Origin of the sequence: Kocuria kalidii (genome assembly GCF_044462225.1) — a bacterium.
Classification (GTDB): domain Bacteria; phylum Actinomycetota; class Actinomycetes; order Actinomycetales; family Micrococcaceae; genus Kocuria; species Kocuria kalidii.
Genome location: NZ_JBISWJ010000005.1, coordinates 15,091 through 36,981 on the forward strand (window position 1 = coordinate 15,091; position 21,891 = coordinate 36,981).

20 protein-coding genes, 4 tRNA genes and 1 other RNA gene are annotated in these 21,891 nt (G+C 72.8%); 15 read left to right on the forward strand and 10 right to left on the reverse strand.

Features of this window, described 5'->3' with window-relative positions; genetic code table 11:
* Positions 1 to 21: 21 nt before the first annotated feature.
* Positions 22 to 414: RNase P RNA component class A (gene rnpB / locus ACH9D3_RS00615), an RNA gene on the reverse strand.
* A gap of 117 nt (positions 415 to 531) precedes the next feature.
* On the opposite strand from rnpB, the gene ACH9D3_RS00620 reads away from it, so the two are divergent.
* The gene (locus tag ACH9D3_RS00620; RefSeq protein WP_396409472.1) at positions 532 to 1,305 is read left to right on the forward strand and encodes a peroxide stress protein YaaA; all 774 of its coding nucleotides are present in this window, start codon (positions 532 to 534) and stop codon (positions 1,303 to 1,305) included.
* 130 nt (positions 1,306 to 1,435) lie between these two features.
* On the opposite strand, the gene def is transcribed toward ACH9D3_RS00620, so the two are convergent.
* From def to orn, 3 genes are all read right to left on the reverse strand, one after another.
* Complete coding sequence (def, locus tag ACH9D3_RS00625) at positions 1,436 to 2,008, reverse strand: peptide deformylase (RefSeq protein WP_396409473.1); 573 nt, start codon at positions 2,006 to 2,008, stop codon at positions 1,436 to 1,438.
* A 129-nt stretch (positions 2,009 to 2,137) separates the two neighbouring features.
* Positions 2,138 to 2,211, reverse strand: a tRNA-His gene (locus ACH9D3_RS00630).
* 145 nt (positions 2,212 to 2,356) lie between these two features.
* Complete coding sequence (gene orn / locus ACH9D3_RS00635) at positions 2,357 to 2,974, reverse strand: oligoribonuclease (RefSeq protein WP_396400987.1); 618 nt, start codon at positions 2,972 to 2,974, stop codon at positions 2,357 to 2,359.
* A 156-nt stretch (positions 2,975 to 3,130) separates the two neighbouring features.
* Between orn and mptB the strand changes: the two genes are divergently transcribed.
* Complete coding sequence (gene mptB, locus ACH9D3_RS00640) at positions 3,131 to 4,693, forward strand: polyprenol phosphomannose-dependent alpha 1,6 mannosyltransferase MptB (protein ID WP_396409474.1); 1,563 nt, start codon at positions 3,131 to 3,133, stop codon at positions 4,691 to 4,693.
* Positions 4,694 to 4,762: 69 nt separating this feature from the next.
* Positions 4,763 to 4,835, forward strand: a tRNA-Arg gene (locus ACH9D3_RS00645).
* Positions 4,836 to 5,155: 320 nt separating this feature from the next.
* Here the strand turns inward: ACH9D3_RS00645 and ACH9D3_RS00650 are convergent.
* On the reverse strand, positions 5,156 to 6,142 hold the full coding sequence (locus ACH9D3_RS00650) for an acyltransferase family protein (RefSeq protein WP_396409475.1): 987 nt from the start codon (positions 6,140 to 6,142) through the stop codon (positions 5,156 to 5,158).
* Between the two features lie 267 nt (positions 6,143 to 6,409).
* Between ACH9D3_RS00650 and ACH9D3_RS00655 the strand changes: the two genes are divergently transcribed.
* The 3 genes from ACH9D3_RS00655 (at position 6,410) to ettA (ending at position 9,145) form a co-directional block, all read left to right on the forward strand.
* The gene (locus ACH9D3_RS00655; protein ID WP_396400964.1) at positions 6,410 to 6,544 is read left to right on the forward strand and encodes a hypothetical protein; all 135 of its coding nucleotides are present in this window, start codon (positions 6,410 to 6,412) and stop codon (positions 6,542 to 6,544) included.
* A 190-nt stretch (positions 6,545 to 6,734) separates the two neighbouring features.
* The gene (locus ACH9D3_RS00660) at positions 6,735 to 7,313 is read left to right on the forward strand and encodes a single-stranded DNA-binding protein (RefSeq protein WP_396409476.1); all 579 of its coding nucleotides are present in this window, start codon (positions 6,735 to 6,737) and stop codon (positions 7,311 to 7,313) included.
* A 149-nt stretch (positions 7,314 to 7,462) separates the two neighbouring features.
* Positions 7,463 to 9,145, forward strand: coding sequence for an energy-dependent translational throttle protein EttA (gene ettA, locus ACH9D3_RS00665; protein WP_396409477.1), 1,683 nt, complete (start codon positions 7,463 to 7,465; stop codon positions 9,143 to 9,145).
* Positions 9,146 to 9,353: 208 nt separating this feature from the next.
* On the opposite strand, the gene ACH9D3_RS00670 is transcribed toward ettA, so the two are convergent.
* A complete protein-coding gene (locus tag ACH9D3_RS00670) occupies positions 9,354 to 10,340 on the reverse strand; it encodes an alpha/beta fold hydrolase (protein WP_396409478.1) in 987 nt (328 codons plus the stop codon).
* Positions 10,341 to 10,415: 75 nt separating this feature from the next.
* On the opposite strand from ACH9D3_RS00670, the gene ACH9D3_RS00675 reads away from it, so the two are divergent.
* Entirely contained in the window at positions 10,416 to 11,063 is a 648-nt protein-coding gene (locus ACH9D3_RS00675) for a TetR family transcriptional regulator (RefSeq protein ID WP_396409479.1), read from the forward strand.
* A 201-nt stretch (positions 11,064 to 11,264) separates the two neighbouring features.
* Here the strand turns inward: ACH9D3_RS00675 and ACH9D3_RS00680 are convergent, their stop codons facing one another.
* Positions 11,265 to 12,155 carry an acyl-CoA thioesterase gene (locus ACH9D3_RS00680; protein ID WP_396400959.1) on the reverse strand — a complete coding sequence of 297 codons (891 nt, stop codon included), beginning with the start codon at positions 12,153 to 12,155 and terminating at the stop codon, positions 11,265 to 11,267.
* A gap of 74 nt (positions 12,156 to 12,229) precedes the next feature.
* Here ACH9D3_RS00680 and ACH9D3_RS00685 point away from each other — a divergent pair, with 74 nt between their 5' ends.
* Together ACH9D3_RS00685 and ACH9D3_RS00690 are read left to right on the forward strand one after the other, a co-directional pair.
* Positions 12,230 to 12,715, forward strand: coding sequence for a thioesterase family protein (locus ACH9D3_RS00685; protein WP_396409480.1), 486 nt, complete (start codon positions 12,230 to 12,232; stop codon positions 12,713 to 12,715).
* 5 nt (positions 12,716 to 12,720) lie between these two features.
* Positions 12,721 to 13,389, forward strand: coding sequence for a hypothetical protein (locus tag ACH9D3_RS00690; protein WP_396400957.1), 669 nt, complete (start codon positions 12,721 to 12,723; stop codon positions 13,387 to 13,389).
* Between the two features lie 6 nt (positions 13,390 to 13,395).
* On the opposite strand, the gene ACH9D3_RS00695 is transcribed toward ACH9D3_RS00690, so the two are convergent.
* Together ACH9D3_RS00695 and pepN are read right to left on the reverse strand one after the other, a co-directional pair.
* Positions 13,396 to 13,815, reverse strand: coding sequence for a globin (locus ACH9D3_RS00695; RefSeq protein WP_396409485.1), 420 nt, complete (start codon positions 13,813 to 13,815; stop codon positions 13,396 to 13,398).
* A gap of 170 nt (positions 13,816 to 13,985) precedes the next feature.
* Positions 13,986 to 16,553, reverse strand: a complete 2,568-nt coding sequence (pepN, locus tag ACH9D3_RS00700) for an aminopeptidase N (protein ID WP_396409481.1) — start codon at positions 16,551 to 16,553, stop codon at positions 13,986 to 13,988.
* Between the two features lie 265 nt (positions 16,554 to 16,818).
* On the opposite strand from pepN, the gene ACH9D3_RS00705 reads away from it, so the two are divergent.
* Positions 16,819 to 17,337 (forward strand): ribose-5-phosphate isomerase, encoded by a 519-nt coding sequence (locus ACH9D3_RS00705; RefSeq protein WP_396409482.1) that lies wholly within the window; start codon positions 16,819 to 16,821, stop codon positions 17,335 to 17,337.
* Positions 17,338 to 18,225 carry a DNA-formamidopyrimidine glycosylase family protein gene (locus tag ACH9D3_RS00710; RefSeq protein WP_396409483.1) on the forward strand — a complete coding sequence of 296 codons (888 nt, stop codon included), beginning with the start codon at positions 17,338 to 17,340 and terminating at the stop codon, positions 18,223 to 18,225.
* A gap of 106 nt (positions 18,226 to 18,331) precedes the next feature.
* On the opposite strand, the gene ACH9D3_RS00715 is transcribed toward ACH9D3_RS00710, so the two are convergent.
* Positions 18,332 to 18,402 (reverse strand) — tRNA-Gly (locus tag ACH9D3_RS00715).
* Positions 18,403 to 18,628: 226 nt separating this feature from the next.
* Here ACH9D3_RS00715 and ACH9D3_RS00720 point away from each other — a divergent pair.
* From ACH9D3_RS00720 to ACH9D3_RS00735, 4 genes are all read left to right on the forward strand, one after another.
* A tRNA-Pro gene (locus ACH9D3_RS00720) sits at positions 18,629 to 18,701 on the forward strand.
* 109 nt (positions 18,702 to 18,810) lie between these two features.
* The gene (gene tig, locus ACH9D3_RS00725; protein ID WP_396409484.1) at positions 18,811 to 20,262 is read left to right on the forward strand and encodes a trigger factor; all 1,452 of its coding nucleotides are present in this window, start codon (positions 18,811 to 18,813) and stop codon (positions 20,260 to 20,262) included.
* Positions 20,263 to 20,530: 268 nt separating this feature from the next.
* Entirely contained in the window at positions 20,531 to 21,118 is a 588-nt protein-coding gene (locus ACH9D3_RS00730; protein WP_396400972.1) for an ATP-dependent Clp protease proteolytic subunit, read from the forward strand.
* 60 nt (positions 21,119 to 21,178) lie between these two features.
* Positions 21,179 to 21,856, forward strand: coding sequence for an ATP-dependent Clp protease proteolytic subunit (locus ACH9D3_RS00735; RefSeq protein WP_396400952.1), 678 nt, complete (start codon positions 21,179 to 21,181; stop codon positions 21,854 to 21,856).
* Positions 21,857 to 21,891 lie beyond the last annotated feature (35 nt).

The following is a 21,891-nucleotide window of genomic DNA, read 5'->3' on the forward strand; positions in this document are numbered from 1 at the left end:
GGGCACCGTCGGGGAGAGCGGGGGACAGGCCGGCCTGTAAGCCGGGTTCTGTGCGCACGGCCGGTCGCCCGTGCCGTGCCGGTGACCATCCATCTAGGCCCACCGTTGCCGGGGGGCTCGAGCGGCCTACCCGGGTGCTCGGACGAGCAGTCCTCGGGCGCACCCTGTCTGGCCTTGCTCCGGATGGGGTTTACCGAGCCGCGCCGGTCACCCGGCGCGCTGGTGGTCTCTTACACCACCTTTTCACCCTGACCCGCCGCCCGGACGGACCGGGAGCGGGCGGTCTGTTTTCTGTGGCACTTTCCTGCGGGTCTCCCCGAGTGGGCGTTGCCCACCATCCTGCTCTGCGGAGCCCGGACTTTCCTCGCGCCGCGCGACCGGAGCCGCGCGGCCCGCGGTCACCCGGCCGGCCTGTCCGCCGACCATCCTACCCGCCGGAGCGGTGGGCCCGGACCCGGGCCTGGGGCCGCTGCCGAGGCCGCCCGCGGGGGCGCATGCGTTCCCGCCCCCGGGGTCACTAGACTTCTGCGGGTGCTGATCCTGCTCCCACCCTCCGAGACCAAGTCCGCCCCCGGCGCCGGGGCGCCCGTCGACCTCGGGTCCATGTCCTTCCCCGGGCTCACGGACGCCCGGGAACGGGTCCGGACCGAGCTCGCGGCCACGAGCACCCGCGAGGACGCGCTCGAGGTGCTGGGCGTGGGGGAGCGGCTGCGCGGCGAGGTGGTGCGCAACACCCGGCTCGGCGCCGAGCCCGCGGCGCCGGCCCTCAGCGTCTACACCGGGGTGCTCTACGACGCCCTCGACCCGGCCGGGATGAGCGAGGCGCAGCGGGCGGCCGCCGCGGAGGCGCTCGTCGTCGTCTCGGCGCTGTGGGGCGCGGTGCGCCCCGACGACCGGATCCCGGCCTACCGCCTGTCCATGGGCACCGACTTGCCGGGCCTGGGCAGACTCGCGGCCCACTGGAGGCGCCACCTGCCGGCGGTGCTGGATCCCGCGGCCGGGGACGGGCTCGTCGTGGACTGCCGTTCGGCCGCCTACGCGGCCGCGTGGCGCGGTCCCCGCGGACGGACCGTGGGGGTGAAGGTGGTGCGGGAGAGCCACGGGAGGCGCCAGGTCGTCTCGCACATGGCGAAGCACACCCGGGGACTGCTCGCCCGCCACCTCGTCGAGCGCACGGCCGAGGGGAAGCTCCTCCGGACACCGCAGGACCTGCTCGCCGCAGCACAGGAGCGCTGGCACGCCGAGCTCACGGAGCCCACGACGCGGTCGGCCGGCGAGCTCGTGGTCGTGCGCACCGAGGACTGAGACCGCGGACGTGGGCCGAGGCCGAGGACCGGGCGCCGTGCACGGCACCGGCGTGGGTTCCGACGGCCCGGGCGGGCCCGGGCGGGCCCGGGACGGGCCCCGCCGCCGGTCACCGCCGTGTCGGGGCGCGTCAGTGGCCGAACGGGTCCTCGTCGACCCCGGGGGTCCAGCTGTGTCCGGGCCGGCCCCAGCCCTCGGCCTTGACCGCCCTGCGCGCCTTCCGGCCCCACCTCTCGTTGAGCCGGTCCACGTAGAGCTTGCCGTCGAGGTGGTCGTACTCGTGCTGCATGACCCGGGCGAACCACCCCGTGGCCTCGAAGTCCACCGGATCCCCGGCCACGTCGAACCCGGCGACCCGGACCCACTCCGCCCGCTTCAGCGGCCAGCTGTGCCCCGGGACGGACAGGCACCCCTCGGACTCCTCGTCCTGGTCCGGAGCGTCCTGGGAGGTCCTGCCCGGGGTCAGCACCGGGTTGACGAGGACGCCGCGCGGCGGGACGCCGTCGTCATTGGGGAAGGTGTACGTGAAGATCCGCAGTCCCACGCCGATCTGCGGCGCGGCCAGGCCCACGCCGTGGGCGGCGTCCATGGTCTCGTACATGTCCTCCACGAGGACGCGCAGGTCCTCGTCGAAGCGCGCCACCTTGGCGGCGGGACGGTGGAGGACGGGATCGCCGGTGATCACCACGGGGCGGACGGCCATGACGCTCTTCCTTTCACGTGCCGGGACTGTCGACACACCTGCCGGGACCGCCGACGCGCCGGGGCCCGGCACGTCGGCTCGGGAACGACGAAAGGCCGCCCCGATTCCTCGGGACGGCCTTTCACAGCGGGTGAGCGACGGGGGTTGAACCCGCGACCTCCTGGACCACAACCAGGCGCTCTGCCGAACTGAGCTACGCCCACCATGAACACCCGCCGGAAGACCGTGCTTCCGCTGGGCAACGCATACGAGTGTACCGCATTCCCGGGGGCCGACTGACCACGGCGTCACCCGGGGGCCGGCCCCCGGAGCGCTCAGGCCCCCGCAGCGCTCAGGCCCCCGCAGCGCTCAGGCGCCGGTGCGGGAGGCGGCGATCTCCGTGGCGATGCTCTTCGCGGTCTCCGAGTCCGGTCCCGGCTCCGCGGCGAACACGGCCCGGCGGTAGTAGCGCAGCTCGTCGATCGAGTCGCGGATGTCGCCGAGGGCCCGGTGGTTCCCGGTCTTCGGCGGAGCCTGGAAGTAGGCGCGCGGGAACCACCGGCGGGAGAGCTCCTTGATGGTGGAGACGTCGATCACGCGGTAGTGCAGGTGCTCCACGATCTTCGGCATGTCGCGCACCAGGAACGTGCGGTCCGTGCCCACGGAGTTCCCGCCCAGCGGCGCCCTGCCCGGCTCGGGCACCCACTCCTTGATGTAGGCGAGGACCTGCTCCTGGGCCTGCTCCATCGTCAGTCCGGAGGGGAGCGCGTCGAGCAGCTTGGAGGAGGTGTGCATGTTCCGCACGAAGTCCCCCATCTGCGCCAGCGCCGCCTCGCTCGGGCGGATCACGACGTCGACGCCCTCGCCGAGGACATTGAGCTCGTCGTCCGTCACGAGCGCCGCGACCTCGATGAGAGCGTCCTCCTCGAGGGACAGCCCCGTCATCTCGCAGTCGATCCACACTATGCGTCCGTTCGAATTAGCCACCCGGTCAATCTACCGTGCCGCTCCGACGCCGCGGATCCGCACCGTGGCCGGTCGAGGGATCCGGCAGGAGGCGGGGATAGTATCGGGGCGACCACGGGTCCGTGCTGCGTCCAGCGGCGGCGCCCGCAACCACCGGACGGGCGCATCGGGAGAGCAGTGCAGACCACTTCGAGGACGCCGGCCCCGGGCGGGGACGCCGAGCCGCTCGCGAGTCCTGACGGCCCGCGGTACGTCTCCGGCTCGCCGCTGCGGACCGTGATCATGGGCACGGTCGGATCGGTCATGGTGCTCGTCGGCTCCCTGGGCGTCGGCTGGCTCGCCTCCGTCTCCCCGCTGCGGCAGGTGCCGGTCATCATCGGCATGCGCTTCACGACCACCGGCGTGATCGTCTCCATCCTGCTGCTGGCCGTGGGCGGGATGCTCCTGATCCGGGAGTGGCTGCGGCTGGGGCAGAAGCTCAACCGGTGGGGACCCGGCAGCGGCCGGTGGGTGCTCATCGCCATCGCGGCCTGGGCCACCCCCATGCTCGTGACGATCCCCCTGTTCAGCCGGGACGTGTACTCCTACATCGGCCAGGGCCGGGTGATGGCCAACGGACTCAACCCCTACGAGTACGGCGTCTCCACGATCGACAACTTCTTCCAGCTCGGGGCGGACCAGATGTGGTCGGAGTCCCCGCCGCCGTACGGGCCGCTCTTCCTGTGGCTCGAGCAGTTCGTGGTGGCCGTGACCGGGGCGGACCCGGACGCCGCCGTGCTCTGGTTCCGGGGGCTGTGCGTGCTCGCCGTGATCGCCTGCATGTGGCTGATCCCGCGGCTCGCGCGGCTGCACGGCATCAACCCGGCTCGGGCCCTGTGGCTCAGCGTGGCCAACCCCCTGTTCCTCACCAACTTCATCGTCGCCGTGCACAACGACGCCATCATGATCGCCCTGGCGCTCGGCGGGACCTACGCGGCCGCGGCGCACCGCAACTGGAAGGGCGGTCTGCTCGGCACCACGCTCGTCACCCTCTCCGTGGCGATCAAGCCCATCACCCTGGTCTTCCTGCCGTTCATCGGCCTGCTCTGGGCCGGGAAGAACGCCTCGTGGCGCCGGCGCTTCCTGATCTGGTTCCTCGTCCTGGCCTACTCGATCGCCCTCCTCGGTGTCATGGGCCTGGTCAACGGGTTCGGCTTCGGCTGGGTCGCCGCCATGTCCACGCCGGGCTCCGTGTCCATCTGGTACGCGCCCGTGGGCTTCGTCGGCGGTCTCGCCGCCGCCCTGGCCGCGGCGATGGGCGGCGACTCGGGCCAGTGGCGGGAGGTGACGCACTCGGTGGGTCAGGCCCTCGCCGTCCCGGTCATCCTCTGGCTGATGTTCGTGGGGCGGGACGGGCGCATCATCCGCCGGCTGACCTGGGCGTTCGCCGCGATCGTGCTGTTCTCGCCGATGATCCAGGCCTGGTACGTGGTGTGGCTCATCCCGCTGTTCGCCGTCACGGGCATCCGCAGCGACTGGCAGGTGGACATCCTGTTCTTCCTCACCGTGTTCTTCATGATCTACGCCGTGTCCGACCAGCTGGACGTCTTCCCGTACCTGGACCTGGACCTCAGCTCCGGCCGGCTCATCGCGGCGGTCGTCGCCCTGTCCTACGGCGTGTACCTGTGGTTCATCGACCCGGCGACCAGGCGGCTCTTCCGCGGCCGCTACCAGCCGCCGGTGCAGAGCGCAGTGATCTGACACGTCGGTGGTGGCCCGGCGAGTTGGTAAACTCGTCCGCGGTGCCCGGGACGCGGTCCCGGGCGACCCGCCCCAGTAGCTCAGTGGATAGAGCAGGAGCCTTCTAATCTCTTGGTCGGGGGTTCGACTCCCTCCTGGGGCACGACGTGCACACGAGTGCCGGGCCCGCTCGTTCCTGGCGGCCCGGTCGCTCGGAACCGGTGTCGCTGACGCCCGCGGGTCCGTGGCGACGGGGATGGCCGGTTGTCCGGACCTCCCCATGGGTGCACCGGACGCCGTCCGTTCCGGGCGCCGCACGAGGAGCCCCGGTCGTCCCCGCCCACGACGACACGCTCCCCGGGTCGCCCGGACGCCGCACGGCGGGGCCCGACGTCCCCGTCGCCGTCGGGACGGCCCGCTGCCCGCCCAGCGACGGCACCGCCGGGCGGCACGACCGGATCGGTGTCCCCTTCCCCGGGGAACTCAGGTCCCGGCCAGCGGCTCGACCGGTCGGTGCGAACGTCGCGGGCTGCCGGCAGCCCATCCCGACAACCGGGTGCGCAGCAGCAGCAGACCGAGGACCCACGGCACCAGCAGTGCCAGGAGGAAGTCCGTCACCCCGCCGCCGGCGGTGTCCAGCAGCATCAGCACGACGGCGTGGGAGAGGATGACGACGAACCCGGCCCGGGCGAGCACGGTGGCCGCCCGGTGCGCTGCGGCGGGGGCGTGGGCGAACGTCGACCTCGCGACCAGGACCAGCCCCGCGCAGATGGCCGCGGACACGACCACGCTGAGCACCGGGGAGCCGTAGTCGCCCTGTTTGATGTCCAGGGGTGCGGACCAGCCCGTGGCGACCAGCCCGGCCGAGCCGACCAGGAGACCGATCCCCGTCGGGAGGGGAGCTCCGAGCCGTGGCTCGGCGTGCCGGAAGAGCCGGCCGAGAGCGATGAAGGCCAGACAGGGCCAGGCCGAGCCGATGCTCAGCGGGGTCCGGGCCAGGAGTTCTCCGGCCGTGTGCCCGACCAGCAGCCCCGTCACGACGACGGCGCCCTGGACGGCAACGGGCAGGCGCTCGACGGCACGGTAGGCCAGCGCCGCGAAGAACAGCACGGTCACGAACCAGAACGCGGAGAACGGCCGGGTGGCGTAGAACCCGCCGTACAGCGGGTCGGCGATGTGCTCGAGGGTGAGGTGGTCGCGGACGTGGGTGACCGCCGACCAGATCACCAGGATGACGCACAACCAGAACAGGTAGGGCCTGGCGAGGGTCCTGAAGCGGTTCCGGACCTCGGCCGTCAGGGTCCGTCCCGGCTTCCAGAAGTACCCGGTGAGGAAGAAGAACACCGGCACGTGCCAGGAGTAGAGACCCATGCGGAGGACCTCGTCGGCCCAGACGTGGCCGATGACCACGGCCACGACCCCGAGAACCCGAACGGCGTCGACGGCTCCGGAGCGGGGGGTGCTGGACATGCCCCCCAACGTACCGTGCCGCATGCACCCGGGCGCCGGGCAGGACACGACCACGGGCCGGACCCCGGGTGACTCTCCTGCCGGGACGTCCGGCCTCCTGTCGACGAGGACACGGTGAGGACCCCGGCACCCGGGGGCGGAATCCACCGCCCCCGTGCATCCACAGGCGGGCCTGCTGCGGTAGTACGGGTGAGGGCACCCACGCAGGATGGCCTCCGGCAGGACCAGACCTGCCGGACCCCTGCAACGACCAGCGAGGTGAGTCCGATGACCCAGATCCGGCTCTGCCGGTGCGGCGCCCCGCCCCTCCACGGGCCCTGGTGCTGGGCCTGCGCCCAGGAGCAGCAGAAGCATCGCGAACCGCTCGGCGTCGTCCCGTGGAACACCGCAGACATCGACTGACCGGGGCGCGCGCCCCGTCCGGCGTCCGGGACGAGTGCACTGCACAGGACGCCGGACCGGGAGGGAACGGATCCGGCCGTCCACACCGGGGGATGCCCGGCCGCGGAGGGTCCCGTTCCGCCGCAACGCTGGGGACACCCCGACGCGGGGCCAGCCCGGCCGTACCGGCCGCCGTCCAGAGGAGTTCCCGATGACCGAGCAGATCACCGTCCGCGGCTACGTGGCCACGGATCCCGAGTCCCGCAACCTGCCCGACGGCACCGTGGTGGTGACCTTCCGCCTCGCCTCGACCCCACGCTGGTTCGACCAGCAGGCCTCCAGCTGGAGGGACGGGCACACCAACTGGTTCACCGTCCAGGCCTTCCGCGGCCTCGGGCTCAACACGCTGGCCAGCGTCAGGACGGGTCAGCCCGTGGTGGTGGTCGGCAGGCTCAAGGTCCGGTTCTGGGAGGGCGAGCACGGACGCAACACGGCCGTGGACGTGGACGCCGTCTCCGTCGGGCACGACCTCGCGCTCGGAACGGCCTGCTTCCAGCGCACCGTGACCACCTCGCCGCCGGCGGTGAACGCCGGGCCGGAGGACTCCGGGCAGCCCGTGGTCGGGGCGGGCGAGGACCCTGCCGGGGCTCCGGAGGAGCAGCACGGTGACCCGTCGGGCGACAGCGGGGTCCCGGCCGTCCCCGAGGACGTCGATCCGGAGACCGGTGAGCTCCTCGGGGCCGCGGCGGACCCGGGCCGGCGCACGCGGCGGCAGGCCGTCGCCACCTGAGCGCTCCGGCCGGCACCGCCCGGGCTCTCCCTGCCGGGACCGCCCCGGTCCTGTCCTGTCCGTGCCGGGAGCCGGGCCGTGCCGCGGTGCGGCTGCCCCGCTCCGTCCCGCGCCCGTGGGCCGGGACGGAGCGGGGTAGCCTTGAGGGCATGGCGGAATTCATCTACACAATGTCCAAGGCCCGCAAGACCGTGGGCGACAAAGTCATCCTCGACGACGTCACCATGTCGTTCTACCCCGGCGCGAAGATCGGTGTCGTGGGTCCCAACGGGGCCGGCAAGTCCACCATCCTCAAGATCATGGCCGGCCTGGACCAGCCGTCCAACGGCGAGGCCCGGCTCAGCCCCGGCTACACCGTCGGCATCCTGCTCCAGGAGCCGCCGCTGAACGAGGAGAAGACCGTCCTCGGCAACGTCGAGGAGGGCGTGGGCGAGATCAAGGCCAAGGTCGACCGGTTCAACGCGATCTCCGAGGAGATGGCCCAGCCGGACGCCGACTTCGACTCCCTCATGGAGGAGATGGGCAGGCTCCAGGAGGACATCGACGCCGCCAACGCCTGGGACCTCGACTCCCAGCTGGAGCAGGCGATGGACGCCCTGCGCTGCCCGCCGCCGGACGCCGACGTCACGGTCCTCTCCGGTGGTGAGCGCCGCCGCGTGGCCCTGTGCAAGCTCCTGCTGCAGAAGCCGGACCTCCTGCTGCTCGACGAGCCCACCAACCACCTCGACGCGGAGTCCGTGCTGTGGCTGGAGCAGCACCTGAAGGACTACCACGGCGCCGTCATGGCCGTGACCCACGACCGGTACTTCCTCGACCACGTGGCCGAGTGGATCTGCGAGGTCGACCGCGGCCGGCTCTACGGCTACGAGGGCAACTACTCGGCCTACCTCGAGGCCAAGCGCGCCCGCATGGAGGTGCAGGGCAAGAAGGACGCCAAGCAGGCCCGGCGCCTGGCGGACGAGCTCGAGTGGGTGCGCTCCAACGCCAAGGGCCGCCAGGCGAAGTCGAAGGCCCGCCTGGCCCGCTACGAGGAGATGGCCGCCGAGGCCGAGAAGACCCGCAAGCTGGACTTCGAGGAGATCCAGATCCCGCCGGGCCCGCGCCTGGGCAGCCTCGTGATCGAGGCGAAGGACCTGGAGAAGGGCTTCGGGGACCGGTCCCTCATCAAGGGCCTGTCCTTCTCGCTGCCGCGCAACGGCATCGTGGGCGTCATCGGTCCCAACGGCGTCGGCAAGTCGACGCTGTTCAAGGCCATCGTGGGCATGGAGGGGCTGGACGGCGGCGACCTGAAGATCGGCGACTCCGTCAAGATCTCCTACGTGGACCAGAACCGCGCGAACCTGGACGCGAGCAAGTCCCTGTGGGAGGTCGTCTCGGACGGCCTCGACTACATCAACGTCGGCAACGTCGAGATGCCCTCTCGTGCCTACGTCTCCGCGTTCGGGTTCAAGGGCCCGGACCAGCAGAAGAAGGCCGGGGTGCTCTCCGGCGGCGAGCGCAACCGGCTCAACCTCGCGCTGACCCTCAAGCAGGGCGGCAACCTGCTCCTGCTGGACGAGCCGACCAACGACCTCGACGTCGAGACCCTCGGGTCGCTGGAGAACGCCCTGCTCGACTTCCCGGGCTGCGCCGTGGTCGTCTCGCACGACCGGTGGTTCCTCGACCGGGTGGCCACCCACATCCTCGCCTGGGAGGGCACCGAGGAGGAACCGGACCAGTGGTACTGGTTCGAGGGCAACTTCGAGGCCTACGAGGCCAACAAGGTGGAGCGCCTCGGCGCCGACGCCGCGCGGCCGCACCGGGTCACCCACCGCCGCCTGACGCGCGACTGACGCTCGCCCGACCCCGTCCGACCGGACGACGGGGCCGCCCGGCCGCTCCCCGTCTCCTCGACGCGGCGCAGGGGCCCGTCCGGTCGGGAAGAGCTGAGCCTCCCGACCGGACGGGCCCCTTCGTCGTCCGGCGCCGGCGCGGGACCGCAGCGGGCCCCGTGGCCCTCGGGTGCGGTGCTGCCGGGGTGCGGCCCGTGCCGGCGTCGCCTCACTGCCCCTCGAGGAAGACCCGGATGTCCTCCGCGATCTCGGCGGCGCGCTCGGAGCCGACGGCGTGCGTGGCGTCCGGGTACACCCGCACCGTGCCGTCCCGGAGGGTCCGCCCGGCCACCCGCGAGGAGCGGTCGACGTCGTGCATCACCGACTTCCCGGCCAGGACCACCAGGACCGGCATCCGCAGCCCGCTCAGCGCCTGCTCGCCGATCGGCGCGGGCTGCGGCAGCCGGATGGAATAGGCCCGCATGGCGGTCTCGGTCATCCTCGCGACAGGGACGTCCTCCACGGGGGCCCCGCCGGCGGTGTAGGAGTTGAAGGAGTCGCGCCACGACGACGGAAGCCACGGCACCGAGGCCGGGATCGCCCGGACCGCCGTGCCGGCCGGGATGCCGGAGAACGTGAGGACCGGGTCGACGAGGACCAGGGCGGCGACCCGCTCCGGGGCGTGGACGGCCAGGTTCACGGCCGTCCAGCCGCCGATCGACATGCCGACCACCGTGAAGCGGTCCTCGGGAAGCTGCTGCAGGACCTGGTCGAGCCAGGCGGCGTGGTCCGCGTCCGAATCGATCGGCACCTCCTGCACGCTCATGCCCGGCTCGCCGAGGAGGTCCAGCGCGTACACGTCGCCGATCTCGAGCAGGGCCGGCAGGCTGTCCGCCCACACGGGAGTGGGCGAGGAGCGCCCGGGCAGCAGCACCAGCGGGCCGGCGTCCCCGGTCCCCGCGAAGCGGTAGACGCGCACGAAGCCATGGTCCGTGCGCACGTCCCGGGTCTCGGCGGCCTCGGGCATGTCCCGCATCGCCGTCTCGTACGCCTCGAGGAACTGAGCATGTCCCTGCGCGCTGTTCCAGTGCCCCACGGGGGAGGGAGTGCGCAGCACCAGGGCCAGAGTCGCGGCGACGACGGCGAGCAGCGCGGCACCGGCGGTGATCTGCAGGGCACGGTGGCGGCTTCGGCCGGCTCGACGTGGACCGTCCATTCCGCGCTCCTCCTGACCACTGGTCAATTTTCTGACCGATGGTCAGATCGTACGCCACCGGGGTAGCCTCGGGCCATGGCGACGGAGGACACGCAGTCACGGGCGGTGCCCGCGCCGAGTCACATCCGGCAGGCGCGGCGCACCCAGCTCGTCGAGGTCACGCTCGAGCTGGTGGCCGAGCACGGGTACGCCGCCACGTCGCTGGCGCGCATCGCCCGGGCGGCGGGCATCACCAAGGGCGCGGTGCTCTACCACTTCCCCACGAAGGACGCGGTGCTCGCCGCGGCCCGTGAGCAGGTGCTGGCCGAGCTCGTGGCGGACGTGGGCGCCGCGGTCGACGCGTGCGGGGCCACGGCCGCTCCGGGGGCCTATGTGCGGCGCATGGTCGGACACCTGGCCGAGGACCCTCGGCGAGCCCGCGTGCTCGTCCAGGCCGGTCTGCACGAGGCCGGTCTGCACGAGGACTCGCCGCGCCGGGGCGGGGCGCCGGACGGCGGTGCCCGCCCGGCCTCCGCCGCGCGCTGGCAGGCGCTCGCGGCGCTCCTGCGGCGCGCACGCCCCTCCGGCGGGCCGGGTCCGGCACTCGATCCGCGGACCCTGGCGATCGCGGTGGGCGGCGCGATCGACGGGATCGTCGCCGAGATGCTCGAAGACCCCTCGTACGACGCCGTGGCCGCGGCGGAGACCGTCGTGCGCATGCTCGAGGGCGAACTCTCCCGCTAGAGCCGGGCTCCCCCCGGTCCGATCAGCCGGAGGAGGGAGCCGGGCCGGCAGAGGGGGCCGGGACGGCAGAGGGGGCCGGGCCGGAGGAAGCTGAGCCGGTGCGCCCGGGCCACGAGACCGGTCATCGCACCCCGGCCGGTCGCCGGACGGGTCACGGGGGTGCCGGACGTGCGACGGCGCCCCGTCGTCGTCCCGGTGCGGTCAGGAGAACTCCGGGAAGCGCATCATGCCCTCCTGGGCGGTCGTGGCCACGAGCAGGCCGTCCCGGGTGAACATCCGGCCCACCCCGAGGCCGCGGGCCGAGGACGCGTTGGGGGAGGACTGCACGTAGAGCAGCCACTCGTCGGCGCGGGCCTCACGGTGCCACCACATCGCGTGGTCGAGCGAGGCGATGTTCATCCCCGGCTCGATCCACGTCCTGCCGTGCAGGCGCAGGATGGGCTCGAGCAGCGTGTAGTCGCTCGCGTAGGCGAGGGCCGCGCGGTGGACGTGCGGGTCGTCCGGCAGGGGCTTGAGCGTCTTGATCCACACCGCGTTGAACGGCTCTCCGCGGGAGTCCGGCCGGAAGTAGATGGGCTCGGTGATGTAGCGCATGTCGAAGGGCCGCTCGTGGGCGACCGCGCGGGCCTCGGGGGCGTCCACGTGGCCGAGCAGCTCCACGGCGGTGGGCAGGGACTCGGGCGCGGGAAGGTTCCGGGGGGACTCGTCCTGGTGGTCCAGGCCCTGCGCCGGGACCTGGAACGAGGCGATGGCGGAGAGGATGGCGCGACCGTCCTGGTAGGCGTGCACCCGGCGGGCGGAGAAGGACCGGCCGTCGCGGATCCGCTCGACCCCGAAGGTGATCGGCTGGGAGACGTCGCCGGCGCGCAGGAAGTAGGCGTGCAGGGAATGGATCACCCGCTCCGGCTCGACCGTGCGCATGGCGGCGGTCGCGGCCTGGGCCAGCACCTGCCCGCCGTAGACCCGTCCGCGGGCGGGGGAGATGGAGTGGCCCACGTAGATGTCCTCGAGGGTGCGGGCTCCGCCCCCGTCCGCGAGGTCGAGCATGTCGAGCAGGGCCTGCGTGGGGTCCGGAACGGTGCTGTTGGTCATGGCCTTCACTCTAGCCAAGCCGTCGGCCGGGCCACGGCGCGCCGTGCGTGCCCGGGTGTGATGGGATGGGGGTCATGTCTTCGCTGCTGATCCCCATCCAGATGCGCTTCGGCGACATCGACAGCTACGGCCACGTCAACAACGTCACGATGCTCCAGTACCTCGAGGACGCCCGCGTCCGGCTCATGGCCCGGCCGCTGCCGCAGGACGCCGCGGCGGGGATCCCGGAGAACGCGACGTTCCGCGCCCTCGTGGGGGACCGGCTGACCGTGATCGGCAGGCAGGAGGTCGAGTACACGCAGCAGCTCGTGTACCGGCACGACCCGGTGTTCGTCCGGGTGTGGGTCTCCTCCGTGGGCGGGTCGAGCTTCGTGCTGGACTACGCGGTGCAGGAGGAGGACGGAGCGCAGGTCTACGCGGTGGCGCAGACCGCGGTCGTCCAGATCGACCGGGCCACCGGGCGGCCGGCGCGCCTCGACGAGGTGCAGCGGAGCCTGCTCGAGCAGTGGTCGGACGCCCCGACCCGCTTCGCCCGCCGTCCCGCTCCCGCCGGGGCCTGAGCCCGGTGGCCCGCTCCCTTCCGCTGACCGATCCGCGGGACGTCGCCGACCTGCGCACCTATCTGTCCCGGGCCCGCGGGGTCGATCCCCAGGGCGCCGTGCGCTTCCAGGCACGCGGCCGCGCCCTGGGCGCCTACGTGTGCGTGCTCGAGCCCCACGGCCTGCTCGACGCCACACCGACCGTGCTCGGGCTGCGCACCGCGGCGCTGGCGCAGGAACAGGTTCTGGACGTGACGGTCCCGCTCGGCGGGGTCCTCGACCGGATGCCGCGCCAGGACCAGGACGCCACGGAGGTGGGCCTGCCGCCGATGGACGCCGCCGTCTCCTGGGCCGGCATCGCCCCGCCCCTGAGCGGCTGGGCGCCGGTCGGGGACGTGGCCGCGGACGCCCTGCGGGAGGCGGCCCGGGCCGGGATCGCCGAGGTCGCCCGGACCGTGCCCACGGACGCGGGCGCCGCCGTCGTCGACACCGTGCGCTCGCAGGTCTGGGGCCGCTCGTCCGGCTGGGCGGATCCCCTCGCGGGGCGGCTGAGCGGGGCGCCGCTCCCGGACGGCGCGGCCTTCGCCGCGTACTCGCTCGGCTTCCTGCGCCCGGGCGCGGAGGTCGGCGTCGCCGAGAACGGCCGCTGGGTGCGCCTGAGCACCCCCGGCGGACACGTCCTCGCCAAGCGCTGAGCGGACTCAGCCGGGCCGGTTGATCATGGCGTGGGCGGCCCGGTCGAAGTAGTCCCAGATGATCCCGTCGTGCAGGGGGGACAGCTCGAGGGTGTCCAGGGCCGCACGCATGTGCGTCAGCCACGTCTCGCGCGCCCACACGTCCACGGGGAACGGCATGTGCCGCATCCGCAGCCGCGGGTGCCCGCGCTGCTCGGAGTAGGTGGTCGGTCCGCCCCAGTACTGCTCGAGGAACATCCGCAGCCGCTCCTCGGCCGGTCCGAGGTCGTCGTCGGGGTAGAGCGCCCGGAACCGGTCGTCCTCGGCCACCCGGGCGTAGAACTCGTGCACGAGCTTCACGAAGGTCTCGTGCCCGCCCACCTGGTCGTAGAACGACGACGACGTGCCCGCCTCGGCCTCCTGCCGGTCGTCGCCGACCTGCGGCACGGGGCGGCGCAGCTGGGAGAGGGGCGCCCCCACCGCGAAGGACCGGGCCCCGGGCGGGGCCGCGGCGGCCGGGTCGGTGCCCCCGGCCGGACCGGCCGGGGGCGTCGTGCCGGGCCGGCCGGGACCCGTGCCCTCGCGGCCGGGCTCGGCGGCGCCGGGCTGCTGCCCGCTCATGCGCGCACCGGCTCGTAGGCGGCGTCCGCGGCCTGGGCGCGAACGGCGCGGGCGGTCGCGTCCCGCTGCTCGAGCACGAGACGCCGCAGCCCGTGCAGGTCCGCGGGCAGGTCCGCGAGGAAGGCGTCCGTGGCGTCGACCGTCTCCTGCGCGGGGATGTTCGGGTACATGCCGACGGCGATCTGCTGGGCGAGCTCGTGCGTGCGGGTCCGCCAGACCTCGGGGATCGCCGCGAAGTACTGCTCCGCGTAGGGAGCCAGCAGCGACGTGTCGGCGGCCGTGCGGAACCCGTCGATCGCCGCCTCCTGGATCGAGTTGGGCAGGGACCCCTCCACCACGATCTGCTGCCACGCCCTCGCCTTGGCCCCCGCCGTGGGGATCGCGGCGCGGGCGCGGGCGGCCGCGATGGCGCCGTTCTCGGTCCGGTCCTGCGCGAGCATGCCCTCCACGTCCTCGTCGCCGAGGCGTCCGCCGGCGCACAGCGCGGTGAGCACGCTCCAGCGCAGGTCGGTGTCCAGCTCCAGACCCGGCAGGGTGCGCCGCCCGTCGAGGAGCTGCTCGAGGACGTCCAGCTGCTCCTCGGTGCGGGCGTGCCGGGCGAAGGCCCGGAGGAACTGCAGCTGCTGGTCGGAACCGGCCGCGGCCTCCTCGGTGAGCCGGCGGAGCCGGTCGGCGGCGGTGCGCACGGTGGCCTCGCGCACGGGCTCCGCGACGTAGCCGTCGAGCACCGTCTCGAGCTGGCGCAGCTGCACCTGGATGCCGGTGGAGGCCGTCTCGTGCGCGATGTTGCCGAGCACGAGCTCCACGTAGCGGCGCGCGGGCGTCTCGCCGTCGTGCACACCGTCCCACACCGAGTTCTGGACCAGGGCGCGCGGAAGCGTGTCCTGGAAGTTCTTCAGGTGGGTCAGGGCGGTGTCCAGGGAGCACTCGTCCAGCCGGACCTTCGCGTAGGCGAGGTCGTCGTCGTTGAGGAGCACGAGGTCCGGCATCTCCCGGCCCACCAGCTCCGGCACCTCGGTGGACGCGCCGTCGACGTCGAGCTCGACCCGGTGGGTGCGCACGAGCTTGCCCTGCTCGCCGTCGTGGTCGTAGAAGCCCACGGCCAGGCGGTGCGGGCGCAGCGTCGGGTGCTCCTCGGGGGCGGTCTGCTCGATCCGGAAGGCCCGGATCACCCCGTCCTGGTCGGTCTCCAGGGCCGGGACCAGCGTGTTCACGCCGGCGGTCTCGAGCCACTTCGCCGACCACTCCTCGAGATCCCGGCCGCTGGCCTCCTCGAGGCGGACCATGAGGTCGCGCAGCTCCGTGCTGCCCCACGCGTGCTCGAGGAAGTAGCGGTGCAGCCCGGCCATGAACTGCTGCTGGCCCACCCAGGCCACCAGCTGCTTGAGCACCGAGGCCCCCTTGGCGTAGGTGATGCCGTCGAAGTTGACCAGCACGTCCTCGAGGTCCCGGATCTCCGCCTTGATGGGGTGCGTGGTGGGCAGCTGGTCCTGCTCGTAGCCCCAGGACTTCTCCCCGGCCGCGAACGTGGTCCACGCGTCGGTGTACCGGGTGTTCTCCGCCGCGGCCAGGGTGGACATGAACTCCGCGAAGGACTCGTTGAGCCACAGGTCGTTCCACCACCGCATGGTCACGAAGTCGCCGAACCACATGTGGGCGAGCTCGTGCAGGACCGTGACGGCCCGTCGCTCGACCCGGGCCTGGGTGGGCCGGGAGCGGAAGACGTAGAGCTCCACGAAGGTCACCGCGCCCGCGTTCTCCATGGCCCCGGCGTTGAACTGGGGGACGAACAGCTGGTCGTACTTGTCGAACGGGTAGGGCACCCCGAACTGCGCCTCGTAGAACTCGAAGCCCTGCTTGGTGATGCCGAACATCTCCTCCGCGTCGACGTGCTCCATCAGCGAGCGCCGGGCGTACAGCCCCAGGGGGATCGTGCGGCCGTCGGCGCTGGTGAGCTCGTCGCGCACCGAGTCGTACGGACCGGCGATCAGCGACGTGACGTAGCAGGGGACCACCGGCGTGGGAGCGAAGGACCACGTGGCCGCACCGTCCCCGGCGGGGACGGGCTCCGGGGTGGGCTGGGTGGAGACCACGGTCCAGTGCGCGGGGGCCGTGACCGTGAACGCGAAGCGCGCCTTGAGGTCCGGCTGCTCGAACACGGCGAACACGCGCCGGGTGTCCGCCACCTCGAACTGGGTGTAGAGGTAGACCTCGCCGTCGACCGGGTCCACGAACCGGTGCAGGCCCTCGCCGGTGTTCATGTACCGGCAGTCCGACTCGACCGTCAGGACGTTGTCCTCGGCGAGCCCGGGCAGCTGGATCCGCACGCCGTCGGAGACCTCGGCGGGGTCGAGCCGCGTGCCGTTGAGCACCACGGAGTGCACCGCCTCCGTGATCGCGTCGACGAACGTCGTGGCGCCCGGGGTCGCACGGAAGCGCACGGTGGTCGAGGAGCGGAAGACGTGCTCGCCGCGGGTGAGGTCGAGGACCACCTCGTAGGCGTCCACGGCCACGGTCTCGGCCCGTGCGGCCGCCTCCTGGCGGGTCAGGTTGGTTCCGGGCACGAAGTGCCGTCCTCTCGTCGGGGTCGGGGTCGGGGTCGGGGTCGGGGTCGGGGTCGGGGTGGGTGCGTGGGTCGGGGGACGCCCGCGGCCGGCGGGCCGCAGGACGTCCGTCCATTATGTCAGCCGGGTCACCCGCCCGGAGGAAGGACGTCCCGGGCCGGCACCCCGTGGCACCCACTACGCTGGAGGGCGGCCGGCCCGTGTCCGCGGGCCTCCCGCCACGACCCAGCCCCGTTCCCCGCGACATCCCAGGAGCACGCCGCCCATGCGCGTCCACATCGCCACCGACCACGCCGGCCTGGACCTCTCCCGCTACCTGGTCGAGGAGCTCGTCGCCGCCGGCTACGACCTCGTCGACCACGGCCCGGCCGAGTACGACGCCCTCGACGACTACCCCGCCTTCTGCATCAGCGCCGCGCAGGCCGTCCGGGCGGACCGGGACGCGGGCCTCGACTCCCTGGGGATCGTCCTGGGCGGGTCGGGCAACGGCGAGCAGATCGCCGCGAACAAGGTCGCGGGCATCCGCGCCGCCCTGGCCTGGAACCTGGACACCGCCCGGCTCGCGCGCCAGCACAACGACGCCCAGGTCGTGGCGGTCGGCGGGCGCCAGCACTCCCCGGAGGAGGCGCTGGCGATCGTGCGGGCGTTCCTCGCGGAGCCCTTCTCCGGCGACGAGCGGCACGAGCGCCGGATCGGTCAGATCGGCGAGTACGAGTCCACCGGCACCGTCGCCGGCGCGCTCGAGGCGCTGCGGCCGCGCGAGTTCCCCGCGCGGGAGGCCTGAGTGCCGGAGGGCCACTCGGTCCACCGTCTCGCCCGCCAGTTCGCCGACTGCTTCGTGGGGCAGGCCCTGTCCGTGAGCTCGCCGCAGGGGCGCTTCGCGGACGGGGCGGCCGTCCTGGACGGCGCGGTGCTCGAGGCGGCCCGGGCCCACGGCAAGCAGCTGTTCCTCTGCTTCGCGGGCGACCGCGTGCTGCGCTCGCACCTCGGGCTGTACGGGGCCTGGACCTTCGGCGGCACCGAGAGGTTCCGCGGCGCCTCCTCCATCGGGGCCCCGCGCCGGATCGGTGAGCGGGAGGCCGGCGACGACGGCGGGCCCGCCGGCCCCCTGCTGCCGCCCCCGCCGGTGGGGGCGGTGCGCGTGCGGCTGGTCGGGGACGAGGGCTGGGCCGATCTGCGCGGACCCACGCTGTGCGTGCTCGAGACCCGGCAGGAGGCCGAGGGCGCCCGGGCCCGGCTGGGTCCCGACCCGCTGGACCCCGGCGCCGACCCGGCTCCGTTCGTCTCCGCCGTGCGGCGCAGCCGCCGCTCCGTGGGGGCGCTGCTGATGGACCAGTCCGTGCTGGCGGGAGTGGGCAACATCTTCCGGGCGGAGTCCCTGTTCCGCTGCGGGCTGGACCCCGCGGCCCCCGGCCGGAGCCTGGAGGAGGACACCTTGCAGCAGCTGTGGGCCGAGAACGTGGCCCTGATGCGCACCGGCGCCCGGCTCGGCCGGATCGTCACCACGGATCCCGCCGACCGGACCGGCCCGGGCCGGGGCGCGGTCCGGCGCGAGGACGCGCACTACGTCTACCAGCGCCAGGGCCTGCCCTGCCGCCGGTGCGCCACGCCCGTGGCCATGCGGGAGCTGGAGGGGCGCACGCTGTTCTGGTGCCCCTCCTGCCAGCGGTGACCCCCGGCGCGGTGCGGTGCCTCCGGCACGCGGTGCCGTGCCTCCCGCGACACCCTCGACGACGAAACGCCCCGGTCCAGACGGACCGGGGCGTTCGGGCGGGACGAGGGGATGACGGGAATCGAACCCGCGTAATCAGTTTGGAAGACTGAGGCTCTACCATTGAGCTACATCCCCGTGGGCACTCCGCGGAGGCCATTCCCATTAACCGGCCCGGCGCGCACGGTGTCAAATCCCGGTGACCGGACGGAGCCGCTCCACGCCCCGTCGGGGCCCGTGGGCGGGAGAGCCCGGGGGAGGGCACCGCGGCAAAGGTGCGGCCCCGTCCGCCCAGCCGGTAGACTCGCCGGTGGTCCGTGCTCCGGCACCGGACCGCAGCCGTCGCAGCCCAGGCTGCAGGCACCGGGGCGTAGCGTAGTGGCTAGCGCGCCTGCTTTGGGAGCAGGAGATCGCAGGTTCGAGTCCTGTCGCCCCGACGTTGGAGCGGTTGCCCGGCCCCGCCGGGCAGCCGCCTTTCCGACTGTCCCGGGCCGGGAAACGGCACCGGAAGACCCAACCGACCTACCACTCAGGAGTGCAGCGGAAGTGAAGAGCGCCGTCGAGAAACTCAATCCCACCCAGGTCAAGATCGTGGTGGATGTGCCGTTCGCGGAACTGAAGCCGTTCATCGACCAGACCTACACCTCGCTCGCCAACCAGATCCAGGTCCCCGGCTTCCGCCGCGGCAAGGTTCCGGCGCGGCTGATCGAGCAGCGCGTGGGCTTCGACTTCGTCGTCGAGAACGCGCTCAACGAGGGCCTGAACACCTTCTTCCAGCAGGCGCTCGCGGAGAACGAGATCACCCCGCTGACGCAGCCCCGGGTCGAGGTCGTCACCAAGCCGGACGAGTCCGACCGGCAGGCCGACACCAAGGTGGAGATCGACGTGGCCGTGCGCCCCGAGATCGAGCTGCCCGACTACAAGGGTCTCGAGGTCGAGGTCGAGGCCCGCGAGGCCTCCGCCGAGGACGAGCAGAAGGCCCTCGACGAGCTGCGCGGGCGCTTCGGCACCCTCAAGGCCGTCGACCGCCCGGCCGCCGAGGGCGACTTCGTCACCCTCGACCTGCAGGCCCTGGTCGACGGCGAGGAGGTCGACGCCGCCAACGACCTGTCCTACCAGGTGGGCGCCGGCACGATGCTCGACGGCATGGACGAGGCCATCACCGGCCTGTCCGCCGGCGAGGACGCGACCTTCGAGACCACGCTCGCCGGCGGTGAGCACAGCGGTGCGGAGGCGACCGTGAAGGTCGAGGTCACCGCGGTCAAGGAGCGCGAGCTGCCCGAGGCCGACGACGAGTTCGCGCAGCTGGCCTCCGAGTTCGACACCATCGAGGAGCTCAAGGAGGACCTGAAGAAGCAGGCCGCCGAGGGCACCGTGGTGGAGCAGGGCGTCGAGGCCCGCGACAAGGTCCTGGAGAAGCTGCTGGCCCTCGTGGAGATCCCCGTCCCGCAGGCCGTGATCGACGAGCAGATCGCCCAGCACTTCGACAACCCCGAGGCCGAGGCCGACCACGACACCCCGGACCACCGGGCCGAGGTCCAGAAGAACGCCGAGGACGCCTTCCGCAACGAGATCGTCCTGGACGCGGTCGCCGATGCCGAGGAGGTCGGCGTCGAGCAGTCCGAGCTGATCGACTACATCGTCAGCATGTCCCAGCAGTACGGCATGGACCCGAACCAGTTCGCCCAGCTGCTCGACTCCTCGGGCCAGGCCGGCCTGATGGTGGGCGAGGTGCGCCGCCGCAAGGCGCTGGCCAAGGTCCTGGAGTACGCGACGGTCACGGACACCGAGGGCAACCCGGTGGACCTCTCCGAGTTCGTCCGCCCCCAGGGCGAGGACCAGCCCGGCGAGGAGGTCGAGCCCGAGGAGACCACCGCGGCGCCGACCCCCGGCACGGAGGAGGGGCCCGCGGAGTCGCCGGAGTCCGCCGACTCGCCCGAGTCGGCCGACTCGGCCGGGTCCGCGGAGTCGGCGGACTCCCCGGACTCCGCCCAGTGAGCTCCTGAACCCCGCGCCGAGGGCGCCGCCGTCCAGCCCCGGACGGCGGCGCCCTCGGCGTTCCGGGACCGTCGCGGCGACCATGCGCCATCAGCGAACAACCCGGACGCGGACCGGCCGGGACCCGGGCCGGGCACTAGTGTTTCCCTCAGAGATCACCGGACCACACGGACGAAAGAGGCACCGTTTCATGACCTCCGCTCACGAGTCGCCGTTCGGCTCGACCCACGCAGCATCCACCGGCCCGCGCCTGCAGGGCGGCGGCCCCATGGGCGGCCAGGACGACTACGTCTACAACCGCCTGCTCAAGGAGCGCATCATCTGGCTGGGCTCGGAGGTGCGCGACGACAACGCGAACCTCATCTGCTCGCAGATGCTGCTGCTCTCGGCCGAGGACCCGCAGGCGGACATCTTCCTGTACATCAACTCCCCGGGCGGCTCCGTCACGGCCGGCATGGCCATCTACGACACCATGCAGCTCATCCCGAACGACGTCGTGACGGTGGCCACCGGCCTCGCGGCGTCGATGGGCCAGTTCCTGCTGTCCTCGGGCACCAAGGGCAAGCGCTACTCCACCCCCAACGCCAGGATCCTGATGCACCAGCCCTCCGGCGGCATGGGCGGCACGGCCTCGGACATCCGGGTGCAGGCCGAGCTGATCCTGTCGATGAAGCGGCGCCTCGCGGAGCTCACCGCCGAGCAGACCGGCCAGAGCCTCGAGACGATCCTGCGGGACAACGACCGCGACAACTGGTTCGACGCCCAGCGGGCCCTCGACTACGGCTTCTTCGACCACATCGCCAGCACGGCCGGCTCCATGACCGGCGGCGGCGGGACCATGAAGGACCAGGAGTAGGGCCTCGGCGGTCCCACCACTTCACCAGGCACGCCCTCCAGACCTTCGAGGAACTCAACGATGACCTTCACCTACGGACCTTCGTCCACGGCCGGTTCCGCGGCCGCCATGCCCACCAGCCGCTACGTGCTCCCCGACTTCGAGGAGCGCACGCCCTACGGGTACCGGCGGCAGAACCCCTACACCAAGCTGTTCGAGGACCGGATCATCTTCCTGGGCGTCCAGGTCGACGACGCCTCGGCCGACGACGTCATGGCCCAGCTGCTCGTGCTCGAGGCGCAGGACGCCGACCGTGACATCACGATGTACATCAACTCCCCGGGCGGGTCGTTCACCGCGATGACCGCGATCTACGACACGATGCAGTTCATCCGCCCCGAGATCCAGACCGTCTGCCTCGGGCAGGCCGCGTCCGCGGCCGCCGTGCTGCTCGCCGGCGGCACCCCGGGCAAGCGCCTCGCCCTGCCGAACGCCCGCGTGCTGATCCACCAGCCGGCCATGTCCGGCCAGGGCGGCGGCCAGGCGTCGGACATCGAGATCCAGGCCAACGAGATCATGCGCATGCGCGAGTGGCTCGAGGAGACCCTGGCCCTGCACTCCGGCAAGACGGCCGAGGAGGTCAACCGCGACATCGAGCGCGACAAGATCCTCACCGCGGCCTCGGCCAAGGAGTACGGCATCGTGGACCACGTCCTGGAGTCCCGGAAGATCCACAAGCCCGCGACCGTCACCTCCTGAGCCGGGCCCGCGGCCCTTCCGCACCCCGGTGCGCC

Excerpts from the sequence above, each read along its gene's own strand:
- def (WP_396409473.1), bottom strand. The coding sequence starts at position 2,008 with ATGGCCGTCCGCCCCGTGGTGATCACCGGCGATCCCGTCCTCCACCGT.
- ACH9D3_RS00650 (WP_396409475.1), bottom strand. The coding sequence starts at position 6,142 with ATGTCCAGCACCCCCCGCTCCGGAGCCGTCGACGCCGTTCGGGTTCTC.
- ACH9D3_RS00655 (WP_396400964.1), top strand. The coding sequence starts at position 6,410 with ATGACCCAGATCCGGCTCTGCCGGTGCGGCGCCCCGCCCCTCCACGGG.
- ACH9D3_RS00660 (WP_396409476.1), top strand. The coding sequence starts at position 6,735 with ATGACCGAGCAGATCACCGTCCGCGGCTACGTGGCCACGGATCCCGAG.
- ettA (WP_396409477.1), top strand. The coding sequence starts at position 7,463 with ATGGCGGAATTCATCTACACAATGTCCAAGGCCCGCAAGACCGTGGGC.
- ACH9D3_RS00670 (WP_396409478.1), bottom strand. The coding sequence starts at position 10,340 with ATGGACGGTCCACGTCGAGCCGGCCGAAGCCGCCACCGTGCCCTGCAG.
- ACH9D3_RS00675 (WP_396409479.1), top strand. The coding sequence starts at position 10,416 with ATGGCGACGGAGGACACGCAGTCACGGGCGGTGCCCGCGCCGAGTCAC.
- ACH9D3_RS00680 (WP_396400959.1), bottom strand. The coding sequence starts at position 12,155 with ATGACCAACAGCACCGTTCCGGACCCCACGCAGGCCCTGCTCGACATG.
- ACH9D3_RS00685 (WP_396409480.1), top strand. The coding sequence starts at position 12,230 with ATGTCTTCGCTGCTGATCCCCATCCAGATGCGCTTCGGCGACATCGAC.
- ACH9D3_RS00705 (WP_396409482.1), top strand. The coding sequence starts at position 16,819 with ATGCGCGTCCACATCGCCACCGACCACGCCGGCCTGGACCTCTCCCGC.
- ACH9D3_RS00730 (WP_396400972.1), top strand. The coding sequence starts at position 20,531 with ATGGGCGGCCAGGACGACTACGTCTACAACCGCCTGCTCAAGGAGCGC.
- ACH9D3_RS00735 (WP_396400952.1), top strand. The coding sequence starts at position 21,179 with ATGACCTTCACCTACGGACCTTCGTCCACGGCCGGTTCCGCGGCCGCC.